Raw genomic sequence first — 15672 nt, 5'->3', positions numbered from 1 at the left:
CGCGCCGGCAGCGGAAGCGAATAGTGCTGATAGCAGCTATCAGCGCTAGACGGTGGGCAGCGCCTTGCGGACGTGGGCGGCGAAGGCGGCCGTCAATGCCGACGGGCGGTCCCGGTCGAAGGCCAGCGTGAGGCCCACGGTGGGCAAGGCCGGCAGGCCGCGGTCCTCGCCGAGGATTTCGAGATCGCCCGGCACGGCCGTGCGCGTCAGCACCGTGACGGCCTGGCCCGAACGCGCCATGCCGACCAGCCCGGTCAGGCTGCTGCTGGCATAGGCGATGCGAAAGCGCCGGCCCGCGGCCTCCAGCGCCTGGAGGGAGAGCCTGTGGTCCAGCGTGTCCGGCGCGCCCAGGGCCAGCGGCAGCGGGTCCAGCGTCGCGGCAGCCCCGCCTCGTCTGGCGGCCCACACCAGCGGCTCGCGGCGGATCACGTCGGTGCCGTCCTCCGCCTGCACGGACACCAGCGCCAGGTCGGCCGCGTGGCGGGCCAGCAGCTCGTGCAGACGCGGCGTCGGCGCGCAGGTGACCTCCATCTGCACCAGCGGATGCAGGCTCGCGAAGCCCTGCAGCAGGTGCGGCAGGAACACGACCGCGTAGTCCTCCGGGCAACAGAAGCGCAGCACGCCGGAGATCTGCGCGCCGCGCAGCTCGGCCAGTGCCTCGTCGTGCCGGCGGATCAGCTCGGCCGCCTGCGCCACCAGCCGCTCGCCCGCGGCCGTCAGCGTCACGCCGCGCCCGGTGCGGTACAGCAGCGGCTGGCCGGCCACGCCTTCCAGGCGCTGCATCTGCATGCTCAGCGCCGACTGCGTGCGGCCCACGCGCGCGGCGGCCTGGCCCAGCACGCCGGTCTCGGCCACGGCGACCAGGCTGCGCAGCAGGTCGATGTCCAGCGTGGCGGTCATGGCGGGCGCACGGCCAGCGGCCGCACGTGCTGCACCAGGCTCAGCAGGAACAGTCCCGGCTCCTCGTGCGGGGCCAGGTGGGCCGAGTGCTCGAACCAGACGATGCGCTTGGCGGGCGCCTTCAGCTGCGTCATCCACGGCTCGATGACGGACGACGGCGTCGTCAGGTCGTGGCGGCCCAGGAACATGAACATCGGGAACGCGACCTCGCGGAGAGCGGTGTGGTCCACGCGGCGCATGTCGCGCAGCAGCGCGGGCACCGACAACTGGCCGCCCTGGTCGATGGCCAAGCGGTCCTCGAACTCGTAATACGGCGACAGCCGCGCGGCGCGGAAGTAGAAATTGGCATCGCTGCGGTAGGCCGCCAGGCCACCGTAGGCCATCACCCACTTGCGCGCGACATTGACCTTGGCGAACGGGATCTCGCCGTCGCCCGGGTAGGGCGCAATGGCCTGCAGCTCCGCCAACGCGGTCGCGTCATGGCGCTTGCGCGCCTCGGCCAGCAGCGCCTCGTACTGCGCCTTCTCGTTGGACTGCAGGTTCATCAGCGGCCCCACGCCCACGTAGGCGCTGATCCACTCCGGCTTGCGCAGTGCCGCATCCATGCCGATGACGTTGCCCCAGGAATGGCCCAGCAGGATGACGCGCTCGACCTTGAGCCGCTGGCGCACCAGGGCAATCAGCTCGACGAGGTCGTCAGCCATCTGCCGGCGCGTGAGCCCCTCCTTGTTCGCGGCCTCGCCGCCGTGGCGCAGCGTCTTGCCGGTGCCGCGCTGGTCCCACTGCACGACGGTGAACACGTCCTCCCAGCCGCGCTGGTAGGGCCAGCTGCGGCCCATCTCCGCCGCGCCGGGGCCGCCGTGCACGTAGATCAGCACCGGGTTGGCCTTGTCGGCGCCGCGGACGGTGATCCATTGCTTCAGGCCGCCCAGCGTCACGGCCTCGCTGACCTCGATGGCGTTGGGCGCCACGAGGCGCTGCTGCTCCGCGATCATCGGCCGCACGGCGACGTAGGCAGCTTCGGCAGACGGTGGCTCGGCGGCGTGCGCGAGCGAGACGAGGAAAAGAGAGGCAGCAGCGAGACGCAACAACATCATGCGGAACGGGCGGGCGACAGAGGCTCGGACGCTATCACCGCCGCCGGCCCACCGTGCGGGCGGCGCTGTATGCCCAGCAGCAGCGCCAGCCCCGGCACGCGGCGCGCGCCCAGATAGGCCAGCGCGCAGATGCCCAGTGTCAGCGCGATCAGCAGCAACGCCTCCACCCCGCAGGGCAGCGCCAGCGGCTTCAGCGCCTGGGTCAGCAGCACGATGACGCTCTGGTGCAGGATGTAGAGGCAGAACACCGCGGCGCTGGCCTGGCGCAGCAGCGGCGATTCGCGGGTGAAGGCGCGCTGCGCCCAGCCGCAGGCGGCGACGATGGACCACCAGGTCAGTGAGGCACGCAACGTGCGCGCCGCGGCCAGGACGGCGTCGGGCGGCGTGGCGTCGGCATAGCGGCTGTTGAAGACCATCAGCACGGCCCAGGTGGCCAGCGAGACGCCCAGCGCCACCCAGCGCAGCCGCAGCGCCGCGGCCCAGAAACCCGCCGCCAGCGGCGTGCGGCTGGCCCAGCCGATGGCAAACAACCAGCCGTATTGCAGGTGGTTGTAGAGGTCGTGCACGAGATCGTGCGTGGTCGGGTAGTGCGGCATCACCAGCACGCGCGCCAGCGCCAGCGGCACGGCCGGCAGCAGCAGCCAGGCCCAGGCCGGCAAGGCCAGCGCAGGCGGGCGCCGGCGCAGCAGCGCGGCCAGCCCGGCGGCCAGCACGGCGTAGACCCAGAGGTAGGGCAGGAACCACAGGTGGTTCCAGGTCGGCACGTCCATGCAGTCCTGGCCGCGGCAGTACTTGCCGCCCTTCAGGTAGGCCGCCCAGAAGTCCAGGTAGCCGCCGTCGCCGGGCAGCAGCTGCGGCGCCTTGGTCAGCACCTCGAAATAGGCCTGCGGCGTGACGATGACGGCCATGCCGAAGACCAGCGGCAGCAGCAGCCGCAGCGAGCGGTCCTTCAGCGTGCCCAGCGCGCCACGCCGGGCGAACAGGCCTTGGGCTGCCGCGCCGGCGATCAGGAACAGCAGCCCCAGTCGCCACGGCGAGCTGAGCTGCATGAAGGGCTCCAGCGCGCTGCTGGCGGCGGGGCTCTTCACATGCCAGTCCCAGGTCACGTAGTACATGCCCACGTGGTACGGGATCAGCAGCGCGAAGGCGGCAACGCGCAGACCGTCGAGGAAGGGGAGGCGGGCGGAGGGGGTGTTCATGGCCGCCAGCTTCGCGGCGGGGCGCTCACCGCGCGAGCGCGCTGGGGCGAGTGGCGGCCGCTACGGGGCGAATGCGTCCAGCGCGGCCCGGTAGCCGCGCGACACGCGCAGCGACTCGCCGCAGCTCAACGTCAGTACGGCCTCGCCGCTGCCCAGGCGCTCGATGCGCTGCACATGCGCCGGGTTGACCGCATGGCTGCGGTGCACGCGCAGGAAACGCGCGGCCCAGCCGGGGCGGGCCAGCGCGTCGGCCAGCGTGGCGCGTTCCAGCAGCGTGCGTGGCGGCAGGTGCAGCTCGATGTAGTTGTCCGCCGCCGACAGCCACTGCACGTCGGCCAGCAACAGCCGTTCGCCATCCACCCACCACTCGCCCACCGGCGCAGCCGGCCGCGCCAGCGTCTCGCGCACGCGGGCCAGCGCGGCGGCCAGGCGCTCCGCCGTGTAGGGCTTGAGCAGGTAGTCCAGCGCGGCCAGCTCGAAGGCCTGCAGCGCATGCTCGGCATGCGCCGTCGAAAAGACCACGCAGCGCACGCCCATCTCGCGCAGCGCGGCGGCCAGCTGCACGCCATTGCCGCCGGGCATTTCGATGTCCAGCAGCGCCAGGTCGGGCGGGGCGGGCAGCGACCGCACCAGTGCCAGCGCCGCCGGCGCGTCGGGCGCTTCCAGCAGCTCGGCCACATCGGCCTCGGCAGCCAGCAGGCGGCGCAGCTTGGCGCGCGCGGCGGGCTCGTCATCGACGATCAGCACGCGCATGGCAGCTCCACGGTGAGCGTCATGCCGCGGCCGTCCGGCCCGAACACGACGCGGGCGGCGCTCCCGTAACGTCCATCCAGGCGCTCGCGCAGGTTGCGCAGGCCCAGGCCGCCGTCGGGATCGGGCGGGGACTCGGGCACCGGGGTGTCGCCGTGGTTGCTGACGCGCAGCCGCAGGCGCTCGCCCTCGCGCGTAGCCGCGACGACGACGGTCACGCGGCCACGGTGCCGCGCGACATCGTGCTTGACGGCGTTCTCCACCGGCGCCAGCAGCAGCAGCGCCGGCAGCCGGCAGTCCAGCGCGTCGGCGGCCGCGTCGATCTGCACGACCAGCCGCTCGGGCCCGAAACGTGCCTGCATCAGCGCGAGGAAGGGCTGCACCAGCGCCAGCTCCTCGCGCACCGTGTGCTCCACGCGCGCCTGCGCGGCCAGCGTCTGGCGCAGCAGGTCGGCCAGCTGGCACAGCAGCCGGTCGGCGCGCGGCACGTCCTCGTACATGACGGAGGAGATCAGGTTCAGCGTGTTGAACAGGAAATGCGGCTGCACCTGGTCGGCCAGCCGCGCCAGGCGCACCTCGGCCAGCTCGCGGCGGGCGCGCTCCAGCTCCTGCTCGCGCGCGCCGGCCGCCTGCGCCATCCAGATGCCACGCGAGATCAGGCAGAAGCTGATGTAGCTGACCGCGTCCTTGCCGCCCTCGAAGACGAGCAGCGCCGGGATCGCGTCGGGCCGGTAGTCGGCACCGACCAGGCCGTAGACCAGAAAGCGCAGGCCGAACATGCCGGCGATGTGCAGCACGCTGAAGACCGGCAGCGCGACGGCGTGCGCGGCCAGCTGCCGGGGCCAGGGCTGACCGCGCAAGGCGCCAACCAGCGCATGCACGCCCAGCGCCAGCGTGCCGATGACGAGCACGGAGCTGAACTCCCACAGGAAGGGCTCCCACGGGTGTGTGCCGCCGCCCAGGCGGTAGGCCTGCAGCGCCGACGCACTGAGCAGCAGGCCAACGACGGTCAGCAGCGCGAGATAGGGCAGGCGCCAGCGGCGCGGCAGGATGGCCATGCCGCGAGGTTAGCCGGCCCGACGACGAGGCCGCCGCGACTCACCCCGGCCGGGCGGCGCTTCGCCCCAGGTCAGCGACTGGCGCGCGGCTTCTGGTCCCCCGCGCCATGCTCGCCACCCTTCACCAGGTCGCCGCGGCGGTCGGCGTCCAGGCCCGGCGTGGCGCGCAGGTCGGTGTCGACCTGGCCTTGTTTCAGGTCGCTGGCGGCGCGGCGGATCTGCGGGTCGGGCTTGGCGTTCGTGGCCGTGTTCTGCTGGTCGCGCTCATGCGGCAGCGACGGCTTGCCATCGGGCACCGCGGTGCCGCGCTGCGTGGTCTCTTCCGGGCGGGGCGGGATGTTGGCGGTGGGCTTCATGGCGGGCTCGGGCAGGGCAATAGGGGTCAGACAACTTTGGGCGCCCAGCCGGCCTGGCACCGTCGTCCCCACCCCCTTCAAGGTGTCGGCGCAAACCGACAACGCCGCCGAAGCGGCGCGCCGTCCTACAACGGGCACGGTCGGCGTCCGGGCCGCGGATGCGCTGGCGCGACAGAGCATGTCGCTGTCATGTCCCATGTCCTGCCCGCCCCCCTGCCCCCTGCCGCCGCCAGCGCCGGTGGCCGCGCCATCGCCAACGCCCGCTGGGAGGGCCAGGGCCGGCAGTGGCGGCTGGTACTGGCCGGCGACTGGCACGCCGCCGACGCCGAGCTGCCCAAGCCGCCGGCCGAGCTGCCGGCCGCGCCCGGCACGCAGCTGGGCTTTGACAGCGCGGCGCTGTCGCAGTGGCAACCGCCCTTTGCCGGCGCGCTGTGGCAGGCGCTGGCGCCGCTGGCGCGCGCGGGCGTGCAGCTGGACCTGAGCGGCCTGCCGCGCGGCCTGCAGCCGCTGCTGACGCTGAGCCTGCCGCAGGTGGCCGGCGCCAAGCCGGCGCCCGCGCCCGACAGCGACGAGGCGCCTGAGCCCGAATGGCACAAGACGCTGGTGTTCGTCGGCGACCTGCTGGGCGCCCTGGGGCGGCTGGCGCGCGGCAAGACGGCCATGCGCATGTCGGACTGGCTGTGGCAGATCGAGCAGACGGGGCCCAGCAGCCTGCCCATTGTGCTGCTGGTCAGCAGCCTGGTCGGGCTGATCGTGGCCTACATGGGTGCGGAGCAGCTGCAGCGCTTCGGCGCGCAGAGCTTCATCGCCAACCTGGTGACCATCGGCGTGGTGCGCGAGATCGCGGCGCTGGTGGTGGGCATCGTGCTGGCCGGCCGCGTCGGTGCGGCGTTCGCGGCGCAGATCGGCAGCATGCGCGCGGGCGAAGAGATCGACGCGCTGACGACGCTGGGCGTGGACCCGGTCGAGCACCTGGTGCTGCCGCGCATGCTGGCGCTGCTGGTCACCGGGCCGCTGCTGACGCTGTGCGCCGGCGTGGCGGGCCTGGCCGTGGGCCTGGCCGTGGCGGTGGTGCTGTACGACGTGCCGGCCATGGCCTACCTGACGACCACGCGCGAGGCGCTGGCCGGCTGGGACTTGTTCGCGGGGCTGCTCAAGGGCAGCGTCTACGCGGTGCTGGTCGCGCTGGCCGGTTGCCGCCAGGGGCTGAACGCCGGGCGCAGCGCGCAGGCCGTGGGCGAGGCCACGACGGCGGCCGTCGTGCAGGCCATCGTCTGGATGGTCATCGCCGCATCGGCGCTGACCGTCATCTTCCAGCGACTGGACATCTGATGGCCGAGACCGACCGCAAGAACGGCGACGTGCTGATGCGCGTGCAGGACCTGAGCCTGCATGCCGGCGGCCGCGAGCTGCAGCACGGCCTGACGTTCGACGTGCGCGCCGGCGAGGTGCTGGCCATCGTCGGCGCCAGCGGCTGCGGCAAGAGCACGCTGCTGCGCCACATGATCGGCCTGCAGGCGCCGCGCCAGGGCACCGTCACCTGGATGGCCGGCGGCCAGGAACGCGACGTCCATGGCGACGACCCGCCGCGCCGCGAGATCGGCGTGGCCTTCCAGGCCGGTGCGCTGTGGAGCAGCATGACCGTCGGCGAGAACCTGATGCTGCCGCTGGAGCTGTACACCGAGCTGGACGAGACCGAGCGCGAGCAGCAGGCGCGCTTCAAGCTGGCGCTGGCCGGCCTGCCCGACGCGGCCACGTTTGACGCCGAACCCTCGGCGCTGTCGGGCGGCATGAGGAAGCGCGCGGCCATCGCCCGCGCGCTGATGCTGGACCCGCCGCTGCTGTGCCTGGACGAGCCCTCGGCTGGGCTGGACCCGCTGACGTCGGCGCGGCTGGACGACCTCATCAAGCGGCTGAAGAACGACCTCGGCACGGCCATCGTGCTGGTCACGCACGAGCTGGACAGCCTGTTCGCCGTGGCCGACCGCGTGCTGTTCCTGGACGTCGAGGCGCACACGGCAACGGCGCTGGGCCCGCCGGCGGAGCTGCGCGACCGCGGGCCCGAGCCGGTGCGCGAATTCCTGACGCGCGGCCAGTACCAGGCCGCAGAGCCCGCACGCGAGAAGGACGCTGCATGAAGCGCCGCCGCGCCAGCCCCTTCGTCATCGGCGCCTTCGTCGTCGGCGCGCTGGCCTTGCTGGCGCTGGCCCTCGTCGTGCTGCCGGGCCGGCACTGGTTCAAGCAGCCGGAGCGCGTGGTCATGTTCTTCTCGGGCTCGGTGTTCGGGCTGCAGAAGGGCGCGCCCATCGTCTTTCGCGGCGTGCGCATCGGCGACGTGACCGACATCACCGTGCACTACGACAGCAAGGCCGACAGCTTCGCCATTCCCGTGCTGGCCGAACTCGATGCCGATGCCGTGCGCGGCCTGGACGGACGCATGGGCAACGACGACATCGGCCATGCGCTGCCCACCCTCATCAAGCGCGGCCTGACAGCCCAGCTCGGCACGCAGAGCCTGCTCACTGGCCAGCTCTATGTGGACCTGGATTTCCGCCCCAAGCCGCCCGGCCGCATGCATGGCGGCTACCAGGGCGACGCCACCGAGATCCCGACCAGCGCGACCGCCTTCCAGGCGTTGAAGGACCAGCTCGAAAGCGTCGACCTGCGCAAGATCGTCGACGACCTCAGCCAGATCGCGAACTCGGCGCGCCAGCTGATCGCGGCACCCGAGCTGAAGCAGGGTTTGAAGGACTTCGCCGCCACCGCCGGCCATGCGCGCAAGCTCGCCGCGCAACTGGATCGCCGCGCCGTGCCGCTGACGCAGGGCGCCGAACGCGCGATGGCCAGCGTGGACCGCGCGGGCGACAAGGTGTCCGGCACGGCGGACCGCCTCGGCACCACCGCCGACCGCGCCAACCAGGTGCTGGACCCCAAGGGCCCCGTCGTGCGCGACCTGCAGCGCGCCATCAACGAGCTGGCCCAGGCCAGCGCCTCGCTGCGCGAAGCGGCCGACGGCGACGGCCCGCTGCTGCAGCAGACCGAGCGGACGATGCGCGAGCTGTCGCAAGCCGCGCGGGCGCTGCGCCAGCTGGCCCGCTCGCTGGACGCGCAGCCCGAGCAGCTGCTGCTGGGCCGCAAGCCCGATGCCCCGCCAACTGCGCCCGCCGTGGAGCCCGCCAAATGAAGACGCCCGCCCTGGACCTGCGCCGCCGCGACGCGCTGCTCATGCTGGGCGCCGCGGCCCTCCTCACCGCCTGCTCGACGCGCAGCACGCCGCCACGCCGCCTCTACGGCCTGACCGGCCTGCCGCCGTTGCCGCCCGAGGCCAGGCCCGGCAAGGACAACCGCGCCTGGGTGCTGAGCCCGCAGGTGGCGCTGCCCGATCTGCTGGACCGCGACGAGATCCTCATCGCCGAAGGCAGCGCCGGCCTACGGCCGCTGCCCGAGTCACGCTGGGCCGAGCCGCTGCGCGAGGCGCTGCCGCGCGTGCTGGCCGAGGACCTGTGGCGGCTGCGCCAGCCCTACCCGGTCACGGTGGGCAAGCAGAACACGCCGGACGGTGAGTCGCTGCGGCTCGTCGTGCAGGTGGACGAGTGGCTGGCCCGGCCCGACGGCGGCGGCCTGCAGTTGCACCTGCGCGCGCGCTGGCACTGGTTGCCGCTGCAGGCGCCGGCCGGCACGGCCTTGCCCGCGCCGGGCTCGGCGGACCTGACGCTGCCCTGCAGCGCGCAGCCGGATGCGCTGGCCGACGCCTACCGCCGCAGCGTCATGGGGCTGGCGGCACGCATCGTGGCGGGGTCCTGACGCCGGGCATCGGCGAGACTGCGGCGCCGCAGCTCATCCACCCGCCACTTGCAGATTCAGACCGTACGGCTCCAGCGCGTGTTCGACGTCAAGCGCGATCCGTCCTCGAAGGACGAGGCCACGCTTTTCTCCTTCGAGACCGAGGACGGGCGCCGGTGCCTGTCCGCGCAGCTGCCAGGCCGGCCGCGGCAGGAGCCCGGCGACACGGTGACGGCGGTTCTCGTGGAGGCGGACAACTGGCAGACGCTGCGGGGCTGGAAAAACCAGGCGAACGGCGACGTCGTGGTGCGCGGCAACGTCGGCTTCGCCGGCTTTCTGCGCGCACTGGCGGTGTCGGGCCTCGTGTTCGCGCTGTGGCGCGGGGCGACGACCGAGAGCGGCCGGACCCTGTCGGGCGTGGTCTTTGGCCTGAGCGGCCTGATCACGATCGGACTGGCCCACCAGCAATGGCAGGCCTGGCGGGTCCGCAAGCTGCTCGACAACGCCTAGCCTCAGCGCGATGCCAATGAAATCGCGGGAGCCGCCGCGGCGGCTCCCCACATCGTTCACTGCGCCGTCAACCGCGCCGCGAACGCCTTGTGCACCGCCAGCAGCGAGGCCGCACGATTCGTCTGCACCTGGATCAGCGCGTCCTGCGCCGCCAGCCGCTCCTGCTCGGCGTTGAGCAAGGAGTAGAAGTCGGTCACGCCGGCTTCGTAGCGCTTCAACGCCAGGTCACGGGCGCGTTGCGTCGCCTCGGCGGCCGTGGCCTGGGCGGTCGCCTGCAGCTCGGTCTCGCGCAGCGTGGACAGGCTGCCCTGCGCGTCCTGCAAGGCCGTCAGCTGGGCTTGCTCGGCAGTCGCCACCGCCGCCTCGAAGCCGGCGCGGGCGGCCGACTCTTCGGCCTTGCGGGCCCCGAAGTCCAGGAAGTTCCAGTTCAGCGCGGCGCCCAGGCTGTGGATCTGCGTGCCACTCTTGAACAGGTCGCCTGCCCTGCCAGCGCTCCAGCCGATCTGGCCGGTCAGGCCCAGGCTGGGCCAACGCGCGGCCCAGGCGACGTGGGCGCGTGACGCGGCGGATTGGGCGCGCACGGCAGCGGCCTTCACGTCGGGGCGTTGCGCCAGCAGCCCCGCCGGGTCGGGCAAGGTTCCCAGGCTGATCAGGCGAGGCTCGGGCATGGCGGGCAGCGGGTCGCTGTCGGCCTTGTCGCAGTCGGCCGGCGGCTGGCCGCGCAGCACGTCGAGCTGCAGGCGCGTCAGGCAGGCGGCGTTGCGCAGCGCCGGCACGCTGGCGGCCGTGGTGGCCACGAGCGCCTCGGCGCGGGCCTGGTCGACGGCCGTGCCGCGGCCGGCACCCACGCGGGCCTTCACCAAATCCAGCAGCTGGTTCTGCACGCCGAGCGCCTCCTTGGCGAGCTTCAGGCGATGGCCCAGGCCGATGAGCTGGGCCTGCAGGTTCAGCGCCGTGCCGGCCAGGCTGAGCTGGGCGGCATCACGGTCCAGCGCAGCGCCTTGCGCGTCATAGCCGGCGGCCTGCGCGTTGGCCGACGCACGGCCCCACAGGTCGATCTCCCAGTTGGCCGTGGCGTTGACGCCATAGCTGTTGAACGTGTTGTATTGGCCCTGGTCGTTGGGCGCGCGCTGGCGGCTGGCGTTGGCGCCGATGCCGACCGTGGGCAGGCGCTGGGCGCCCGCAGCGGTCGCGAGCGCCTCGGCCTGCTTGAGGCGGGCCGCCGTGGCGCGCAGGTCACGGTTGTTGGCCAGCACCTCGTCAACGACGCGCTGCAGCTGCGCGCTGTCGACAAAGGCAGCCGTCATCGTGGCCGGGCCGGGGTTGGCTGCGGCATCCACCACGGGCAACTGAGCGAACTTGGCGGGTGCGAGGTTCTGGGGGCCTTGGGACAGACCCGGTGCTGCGCAGCCGGCCAGCACGGCGGCTGCGGCCAGGAGGGTGAGGCGGACTTTCATTTCAGTGGCCCTCCTTCTTGGGTGCGGCATCGTCGATGCCGGGGTGGAAGGCGTGGGCCGAGGCCTCGACCTGGGCGCGCAGCGCGGCGGCGCGGGCGCGGCGCTTTTCGGTGCCCTTGCGCAGCAGGCTGTAGAACACCGGCGTCAGGAAGATGCCGAACAGCGTCACGCCCAGCATGCCGGCGAACACGGCGATGCCCATCGCGCGGCGCATCTCGCTGCCGGCACCACTGCCCAGGATCAGCGGGATGACGCCGGCGCAGAAGGCGATCGACGTCATCAGGATGGGGCGCAACCGCAGGCGGCAGGCCTCGATGACGGCGTCCGTGACCGACTTGCCGTGCTCCTCCAGCTCCTTGGCGAACTCGACGATCAGGATGGCGTTCTTGCACGCCAGGCCGACCAGCACGACCAGCGCCACCTGCGTGAAGATGTTCAAGTCACCGGCCTGCCCGAACGGCGGGAAGTGCGACAGCCACACGCCGAAGAGGGCCGACAGGATGCACATCGGCACGATCAGGATGATGGCCAGCGGCAGGCTCCAGCTCTCGTACTGCGCGGCCAGCACGAGGATGACGAGCAGCACCGAGAACATCAGCACGGCGGCCAGCGTCGGCACCTTGACGCCGATGCCGGGCAGCGTGACGTCGCGGGTCAGGCGGTCCTGGTAGCTGAGCTCGGTGAACTCGTAGCTGAAGCCGCGCGGCAGGCCCTTGAGCAGCCGCTCGATCTCGGTCTCGGCCTGGCCCGACGAGAAGCCGGGCTTGGGCGCGCCGTTGATGTCCGCCGACGGGAAGCCGTTGTAGCGCGTCACGCGCGTCGGGCCGAAGGTCGGCTCGACGCTCATCAGCGAGCCCAGCGGCACCATCTCGCCGGCCTCGTTGCGGGTCTTGAGCTGGGTGATGTCCTCGGCCTTGGCTCGGAAGGGCGCGTCGGCCTGCACGATGACCTGGTAGGTCTTGCCGAACTTGGCGAAGTCGTTGACGTACAGCGAGCCGAGGTTGATCTGCAGCGTGTCGTAGATGGAGGCCAGCGGCACGCCCATCTGCTTGGCCTTGGTGCGGTCGACGTTGGCGAACAGCTGCGGCACGTTGATGTCGTAGTTGGAGTACGGCGTGCCGATGCTGGTGTTGGGGTTGCCGTAGATCTGGCCCAGCGTGCCCCAGGTGGCGCCGTACAGCGCCTGCTCGCCCTGGCTGCTGCGGTCCTGCACCTGCACCTTGAAGCCGCCGGCAATGCCCAGGCCGTCGACCGGCGGCGGCGGCACGACGAACATGCGCGCGCCCTGGATCTGCTGGATGGCGCCGTTGACCTGGCCGAGGATGGCCTCCTTGCTCAGGTCGCGCGAGGTGCGCTTGTCGAAGTCGGCGAGGCCGAAGAAGACGATGCCCTCGTTCGGCGCGGCCGAGAAGCCCGCCCCCGACAGGCCGGGAAAGGCCACCGAGTCGACGATGCCGGGCACCTTGAGCGCGATGGCGCTCATCTGGCGGATGACTTCCTCGGTGCGGTCCAGGCTGGCGCCGGCCGGCAGCTGGGCGATGCCGATCAGGTACTGCTTGTCCGGCGCGGGCACGAAGCCGCTGGGGATGCGCGTGAACAGCAGTGCCGTGGCGCCCAGCAGCAGCGCGTAGACGACCAGGGCCAGCGACTTGCGCTTCAGGATGCCGGTGACGCCGCGGCCGTATTCCGAAGAGCGCCGCTGGAAGAAGCAGTTGAACCAGTGGAAGAAGCGGCCGAACACCTTGTCCATGCCGCGCATCAGCGCGTCCTTGGGGGCGTCATGCGGGCGCAGCAGGATGGCGGCCAGCGCCGGCGACAGCGTCAGCGAGTTGAAGGCCGAGATCACCGTCGAGATGGCGATGGTGACGGCGAACTGCTTGTAGAACTGGCCCGACAGGCCCGGCACGAGTGTGAGCGGGATAAACACCGCGCACAGCACCAGCGCGATGGCGATGATGGGGCCCGAGACCTCCTGCATCGCCTTCACGGTCGCCGCATGCGGCGTGAGGCCGTCCTGGATGTTGCGCTCGACGTTCTCGACCACGACGATGGCGTCGTCCACGACGATGCCGATGGCCAGCACGAGGCCGAACAGCGTCAGCGTGTTGATGGAGAAGCCCAGCAGCAGCAGCACGGCGAAGGTGCCGATGATGGACACCGGCACGGCCACCAGCGGGATGATGGACGCGCGCCAAGTCTGCAGGAAGATGATGACGACCAGCACGACCAGGCCGACGGCCTCGAACAGCGTGTGCACGACCTTCTCGATGGAGGTCTGCACGAAGCGCGTCGGGTCGTAGACGATGGCGTAGTCCACGCCCTTGGGGAAGCTGGGCTTGAGCTTCTCCATGGTCTTGCGCACGTTGTCCGAGATCGCCAGCGCGTTGGAGCCCGGCGCCTGGAACACGGCGATGGCCGCGGCCTCCTTGTTGTTCAGCAGGCTGCGCAGCGCATAGGTGTTGGCGCTGATCTCGACGCGGCCGAGGTCCTTCACGCGCACCATGGCGCCGGTCTTGGGCTCGCTGCGCACGATGATGTCGCCGAACTCCTCCTCGCTCGCCAGCCGCCCCTGGGCGTTGATGGAGAGCTGGAAGTCCGTGCCCTTGGGCGACGGCGACGCGCCGACCACGCCGGCCGCGACCTGGGTGTTCTGCTCGCGGATGGCGCCGACGACGTCACCGGCCGTCATGTTGCGCGCGGCCAGCTTCTGCGGGTCCAGCCAGATGCGCATCGCATAGTCGCCGGCACCGAAGCTCAGCACCGAGCCCATGCCGGGCACGCGCAGCAGGTCGTCGCGCACGTTCAGCGTGCCGTAGTTGCGCAGGTAGAGCGCGTCGCGCGAGTTGTCGGGGCTGACCAGGTGGACCACCATGGTCAGGTTGGACGCGGCCTTCTCGGTCGTCACGCCGATCTGGCGCACGATATCGGGCAGGCGCGGCAGCGCGCGGTTGATGCGGTTCTGCACCGCCGTCTCGGCGGCTTCCGGGTGCGTGCCGATCTTGAACGTGACCGTCAGCGTCATGCCGCCGTCACCGGTGGCCTGGCTGTCGAAATACAGCACGTTCTCGAGGCCGTTGATCTGCTCCTCCAGCGGCGTGGCCACCGTCTCGGCGATGACGCGCGGGTTGGCGCCGGGGTATTGGGCGCGCACGACGACCTGCGGTGGCGCGACCTCGGGGTACTCGGAGATCGGCAGCAGCGGGATGGCCAGCGCGCCGATCAGGAAGATGAACAGCGACAACACGGTCGCGAAGCGCGGCCGGTCGATGAAGAAGCGTGAGATGTCCATGGGCTACCGCCTTGGGATTACTTCGAGGCGGCCGAAGTTGCAGCAGACGCCGGCGCAGCGGCGGGCGCGGCGCCCGGCTGGCCTTGCGGCGGCGCGGGGATGGGCATGCCCTTGTCGTCAACCTTCAGCACCTGCGGCGTGACCGGCGCGCCGGGGAACGCACGCAGCAGGCCGTCGACGATGACGAGCTCGCCGGGCTTGAGGCCATCGACGACGCGCATGCCGTCGATGAGGGCGCCGGGCTTGACCTCGCGCGGCTGCACGATGTTGTTGGGGCCGACGACCAGGACGATCTTGCGCGTCTGGTCGGTCGTGATGGCGCGGTCGGTGACGACAACGGCCTTGTAGGTGCCGCTGCCGATCAGCTTGATGCGCGCGAACAGGCCCGGCGTGAACAGGCCCTGCTTGTTGTCGAACACGGCACGGCCGCGGATGGACGCCGTCGCCGGGTTCAGCCGGTTGTCGACGAAGTCCATCTTGCCCTGGTGCGGGTAGCCCTCTTCATTGGACAGGCCCATCTGCACCGGGTTGGCGGCGTCGCGCGACGACGCGCGGCTGCCGTCGCGGGCAGCGCGCATGTACTTCAGATAGGTGGCCTCGCTGGCGTCGAAGTAGGCGTAGACCTTGTCGCTGGACACGACGGTCGTCAGCACCGGGTCGCCGACGCCGACGAGGTTGCCCGGCGTCACATTGGCGCGCGACGTGCGGCCGCTGACGGGTGAAGTGACGTTCGCGTACTCGACGTTGAGCTTGGCCTGCACCAGCGCGGCTTCCGCACCCTTCTGGTTGGCCTCGGCGCTGCGCAGCGCCGAGCGCAGCTGGTCGATCTCCTGCTGGCTGACCGCGTTGACGCTGACCAGCTTCTCGGAGCGGGCCAGGTCGGTCTTGGCCAGCTCGGCCTGGGTCTTCAGCGCGGCGATCTGCGCCTCGGCGCGAGCCACCTCGGCGCGGAAGGCACGCGTGTCGATCGTGAACAGCGGGTCACCCTTCCTGACGAGCTGGCCCTCCTTGAAGCGCACCGCATCCACCGTGCCGGCGACGCGGGCGCGCACCTCGACGGTGTCCGGCGCCTCCAGGCGGGCCGTGAACTCGTCGAACTCCTGCACCTCGCGCTGCGTGGCCGGTGCGACCGACACCGGCGGCGGGCCGCCGTGGCCACCCGGACCGCCGGGGCCGCCCTGCTGCTGGCCGCACGCGGCGAGCAGGACGGCAAGAGTGGAGGTTAGGGACAGCGCCAGGCTTCGCTTCTTCATGGAGGGCTCCGAATTCAAGC

General features: G+C 71.7%; 14 protein-coding genes. 5 read left to right on the top strand and 9 right to left on the bottom strand.

Annotated elements, in window-relative coordinates; genetic code table 11:
- Window positions 1–45: 45 nt before the first annotated feature.
- The 6 genes from AC1D29_RS14700 to AC1D29_RS14675 form a co-directional block, all read right to left on the bottom strand.
- Window positions 46–900 (bottom strand): LysR family transcriptional regulator, encoded by an 855-nt coding sequence (locus AC1D29_RS14700; RefSeq protein WP_477898580.1) that lies wholly within the window; start codon window positions 898–900, stop codon window positions 46–48.
- Window positions 897–1994 carry an alpha/beta fold hydrolase gene (locus AC1D29_RS14695; protein ID WP_477898578.1) on the bottom strand — a complete coding sequence of 366 codons (1098 nt, stop codon included), beginning with the start codon at window positions 1992–1994 and terminating at the stop codon, window positions 897–899. Before AC1D29_RS14695 ends, AC1D29_RS14700 begins: the two co-directional genes overlap by 4 nt.
- Window positions 1994–3196, bottom strand: coding sequence for an acyltransferase family protein (locus tag AC1D29_RS14690; protein WP_477898576.1), 1203 nt, complete (start codon window positions 3194–3196; stop codon window positions 1994–1996). Before AC1D29_RS14690 ends, AC1D29_RS14695 begins: the two co-directional genes overlap by 1 nt.
- A 60-nt stretch (window positions 3197–3256) precedes the next feature.
- Window positions 3257–3949: a LytR/AlgR family response regulator transcription factor gene (locus tag AC1D29_RS14685; RefSeq protein ID WP_477898574.1), complete on the bottom strand. Its 693-nt coding sequence runs from the start codon at window positions 3947–3949 to the stop codon at window positions 3257–3259.
- A complete protein-coding gene (locus AC1D29_RS14680) occupies window positions 3937–5004 on the bottom strand; it encodes a sensor histidine kinase (protein WP_477898572.1) in 1068 nt (355 codons plus the stop codon). Before AC1D29_RS14680 ends, AC1D29_RS14685 begins: the two co-directional genes overlap by 13 nt.
- A 71-nt stretch (window positions 5005–5075) precedes the next feature.
- Entirely contained in the window at window positions 5076–5360 is a 285-nt protein-coding gene (locus AC1D29_RS14675) for a hypothetical protein (protein ID WP_477898570.1), read from the bottom strand.
- 189 nt (window positions 5361–5549) lie between these two features.
- Between AC1D29_RS14675 and AC1D29_RS14670 the strand changes: the two genes are divergently transcribed.
- From AC1D29_RS14670 to AC1D29_RS14650, 5 genes are all read left to right on the top strand, one after another.
- On the top strand, window positions 5550–6692 hold the full coding sequence (locus AC1D29_RS14670) for an MlaE family ABC transporter permease (protein WP_477898568.1): 1143 nt from the start codon (window positions 5550–5552) through the stop codon (window positions 6690–6692).
- On the top strand, window positions 6692–7498 hold the full coding sequence (locus AC1D29_RS14665) for an ABC transporter ATP-binding protein (RefSeq protein WP_477898566.1): 807 nt from the start codon (window positions 6692–6694) through the stop codon (window positions 7496–7498). Before AC1D29_RS14670 ends, AC1D29_RS14665 begins: the two co-directional genes overlap by 1 nt.
- Complete coding sequence (locus AC1D29_RS14660) at window positions 7495–8544, top strand: MlaD family protein (protein ID WP_477898564.1); 1050 nt, start codon at window positions 7495–7497, stop codon at window positions 8542–8544. The genes AC1D29_RS14665 and AC1D29_RS14660 overlap by 4 nt, the downstream gene beginning before the upstream one ends.
- Window positions 8541–9164, top strand: a complete 624-nt coding sequence (locus tag AC1D29_RS14655; protein WP_477898562.1) for a PqiC family protein — start codon at window positions 8541–8543, stop codon at window positions 9162–9164. Before AC1D29_RS14660 ends, AC1D29_RS14655 begins: the two co-directional genes overlap by 4 nt.
- A 78-nt stretch (window positions 9165–9242) precedes the next feature.
- Window positions 9243–9653, top strand: coding sequence for a hypothetical protein (locus AC1D29_RS14650; RefSeq protein ID WP_477898560.1), 411 nt, complete (start codon window positions 9243–9245; stop codon window positions 9651–9653).
- Window positions 9654–9709: 56 nt separating this feature from the next.
- On the opposite strand, the gene AC1D29_RS14645 is transcribed toward AC1D29_RS14650, so the two are convergent.
- Genes AC1D29_RS14645 through AC1D29_RS14635 form a run of 3 tightly spaced genes read right to left on the bottom strand, consistent with a single transcriptional unit; the run spans window position 9710 to window position 15652 of the window.
- Window positions 9710–11110 (bottom strand): efflux transporter outer membrane subunit, encoded by a 1401-nt coding sequence (locus tag AC1D29_RS14645; protein WP_477898558.1) that lies wholly within the window; start codon window positions 11108–11110, stop codon window positions 9710–9712.
- A gap of 1 nt (window position 11111) precedes the next feature.
- Window positions 11112–14399, bottom strand: a complete 3288-nt coding sequence (locus tag AC1D29_RS14640) for an efflux RND transporter permease subunit (RefSeq protein WP_477898556.1) — start codon at window positions 14397–14399, stop codon at window positions 11112–11114.
- Window positions 14400–14416: 17 nt separating this feature from the next.
- Window positions 14417–15652: an efflux RND transporter periplasmic adaptor subunit gene (locus AC1D29_RS14635; RefSeq protein WP_477898554.1), complete on the bottom strand. Its 1236-nt coding sequence runs from the start codon at window positions 15650–15652 to the stop codon at window positions 14417–14419.
- Window positions 15653–15672: the final 20 nt, after the last annotated feature.

The sequence above is a fragment of the Roseateles sp. P1_C6 genome, from assembly GCF_056406315.1.
This window is presented reverse-complemented; position numbering and strand designations above follow the sequence as displayed.

Coding starts and splice junctions, on each gene's coding strand:
- AC1D29_RS14700 (WP_477898580.1), bottom strand. CDS start 900: ATGACCGCCACGCTGGACATCGACCTGCTGCGCAGCCTGGTCGCCGTG.
- AC1D29_RS14695 (WP_477898578.1), bottom strand. CDS start 1,994: ATGTTGTTGCGTCTCGCTGCTGCCTCTCTTTTCCTCGTCTCGCTCGCG.
- AC1D29_RS14690 (WP_477898576.1), bottom strand. CDS start 3,196: ATGAACACCCCCTCCGCCCGCCTCCCCTTCCTCGACGGTCTGCGCGTT.
- AC1D29_RS14685 (WP_477898574.1), bottom strand. CDS start 3,949: ATGCGCGTGCTGATCGTCGATGACGAGCCCGCCGCGCGCGCCAAGCTG.
- AC1D29_RS14680 (WP_477898572.1), bottom strand. CDS start 5,004: ATGGCCATCCTGCCGCGCCGCTGGCGCCTGCCCTATCTCGCGCTGCTG.
- AC1D29_RS14675 (WP_477898570.1), bottom strand. CDS start 5,360: ATGAAGCCCACCGCCAACATCCCGCCCCGCCCGGAAGAGACCACGCAG.
- AC1D29_RS14670 (WP_477898568.1), top strand. CDS start 5,550: ATGTCCCATGTCCTGCCCGCCCCCCTGCCCCCTGCCGCCGCCAGCGCC.
- AC1D29_RS14665 (WP_477898566.1), top strand. CDS start 6,692: ATGGCCGAGACCGACCGCAAGAACGGCGACGTGCTGATGCGCGTGCAG.
- AC1D29_RS14660 (WP_477898564.1), top strand. CDS start 7,495: ATGAAGCGCCGCCGCGCCAGCCCCTTCGTCATCGGCGCCTTCGTCGTC.
- AC1D29_RS14655 (WP_477898562.1), top strand. CDS start 8,541: ATGAAGACGCCCGCCCTGGACCTGCGCCGCCGCGACGCGCTGCTCATG.
- AC1D29_RS14645 (WP_477898558.1), bottom strand. CDS start 11,110: ATGAAAGTCCGCCTCACCCTCCTGGCCGCAGCCGCCGTGCTGGCCGGC.
- AC1D29_RS14640 (WP_477898556.1), bottom strand. CDS start 14,399: ATGGACATCTCACGCTTCTTCATCGACCGGCCGCGCTTCGCGACCGTG.
- AC1D29_RS14635 (WP_477898554.1), bottom strand. CDS start 15,652: ATGAAGAAGCGAAGCCTGGCGCTGTCCCTAACCTCCACTCTTGCCGTC.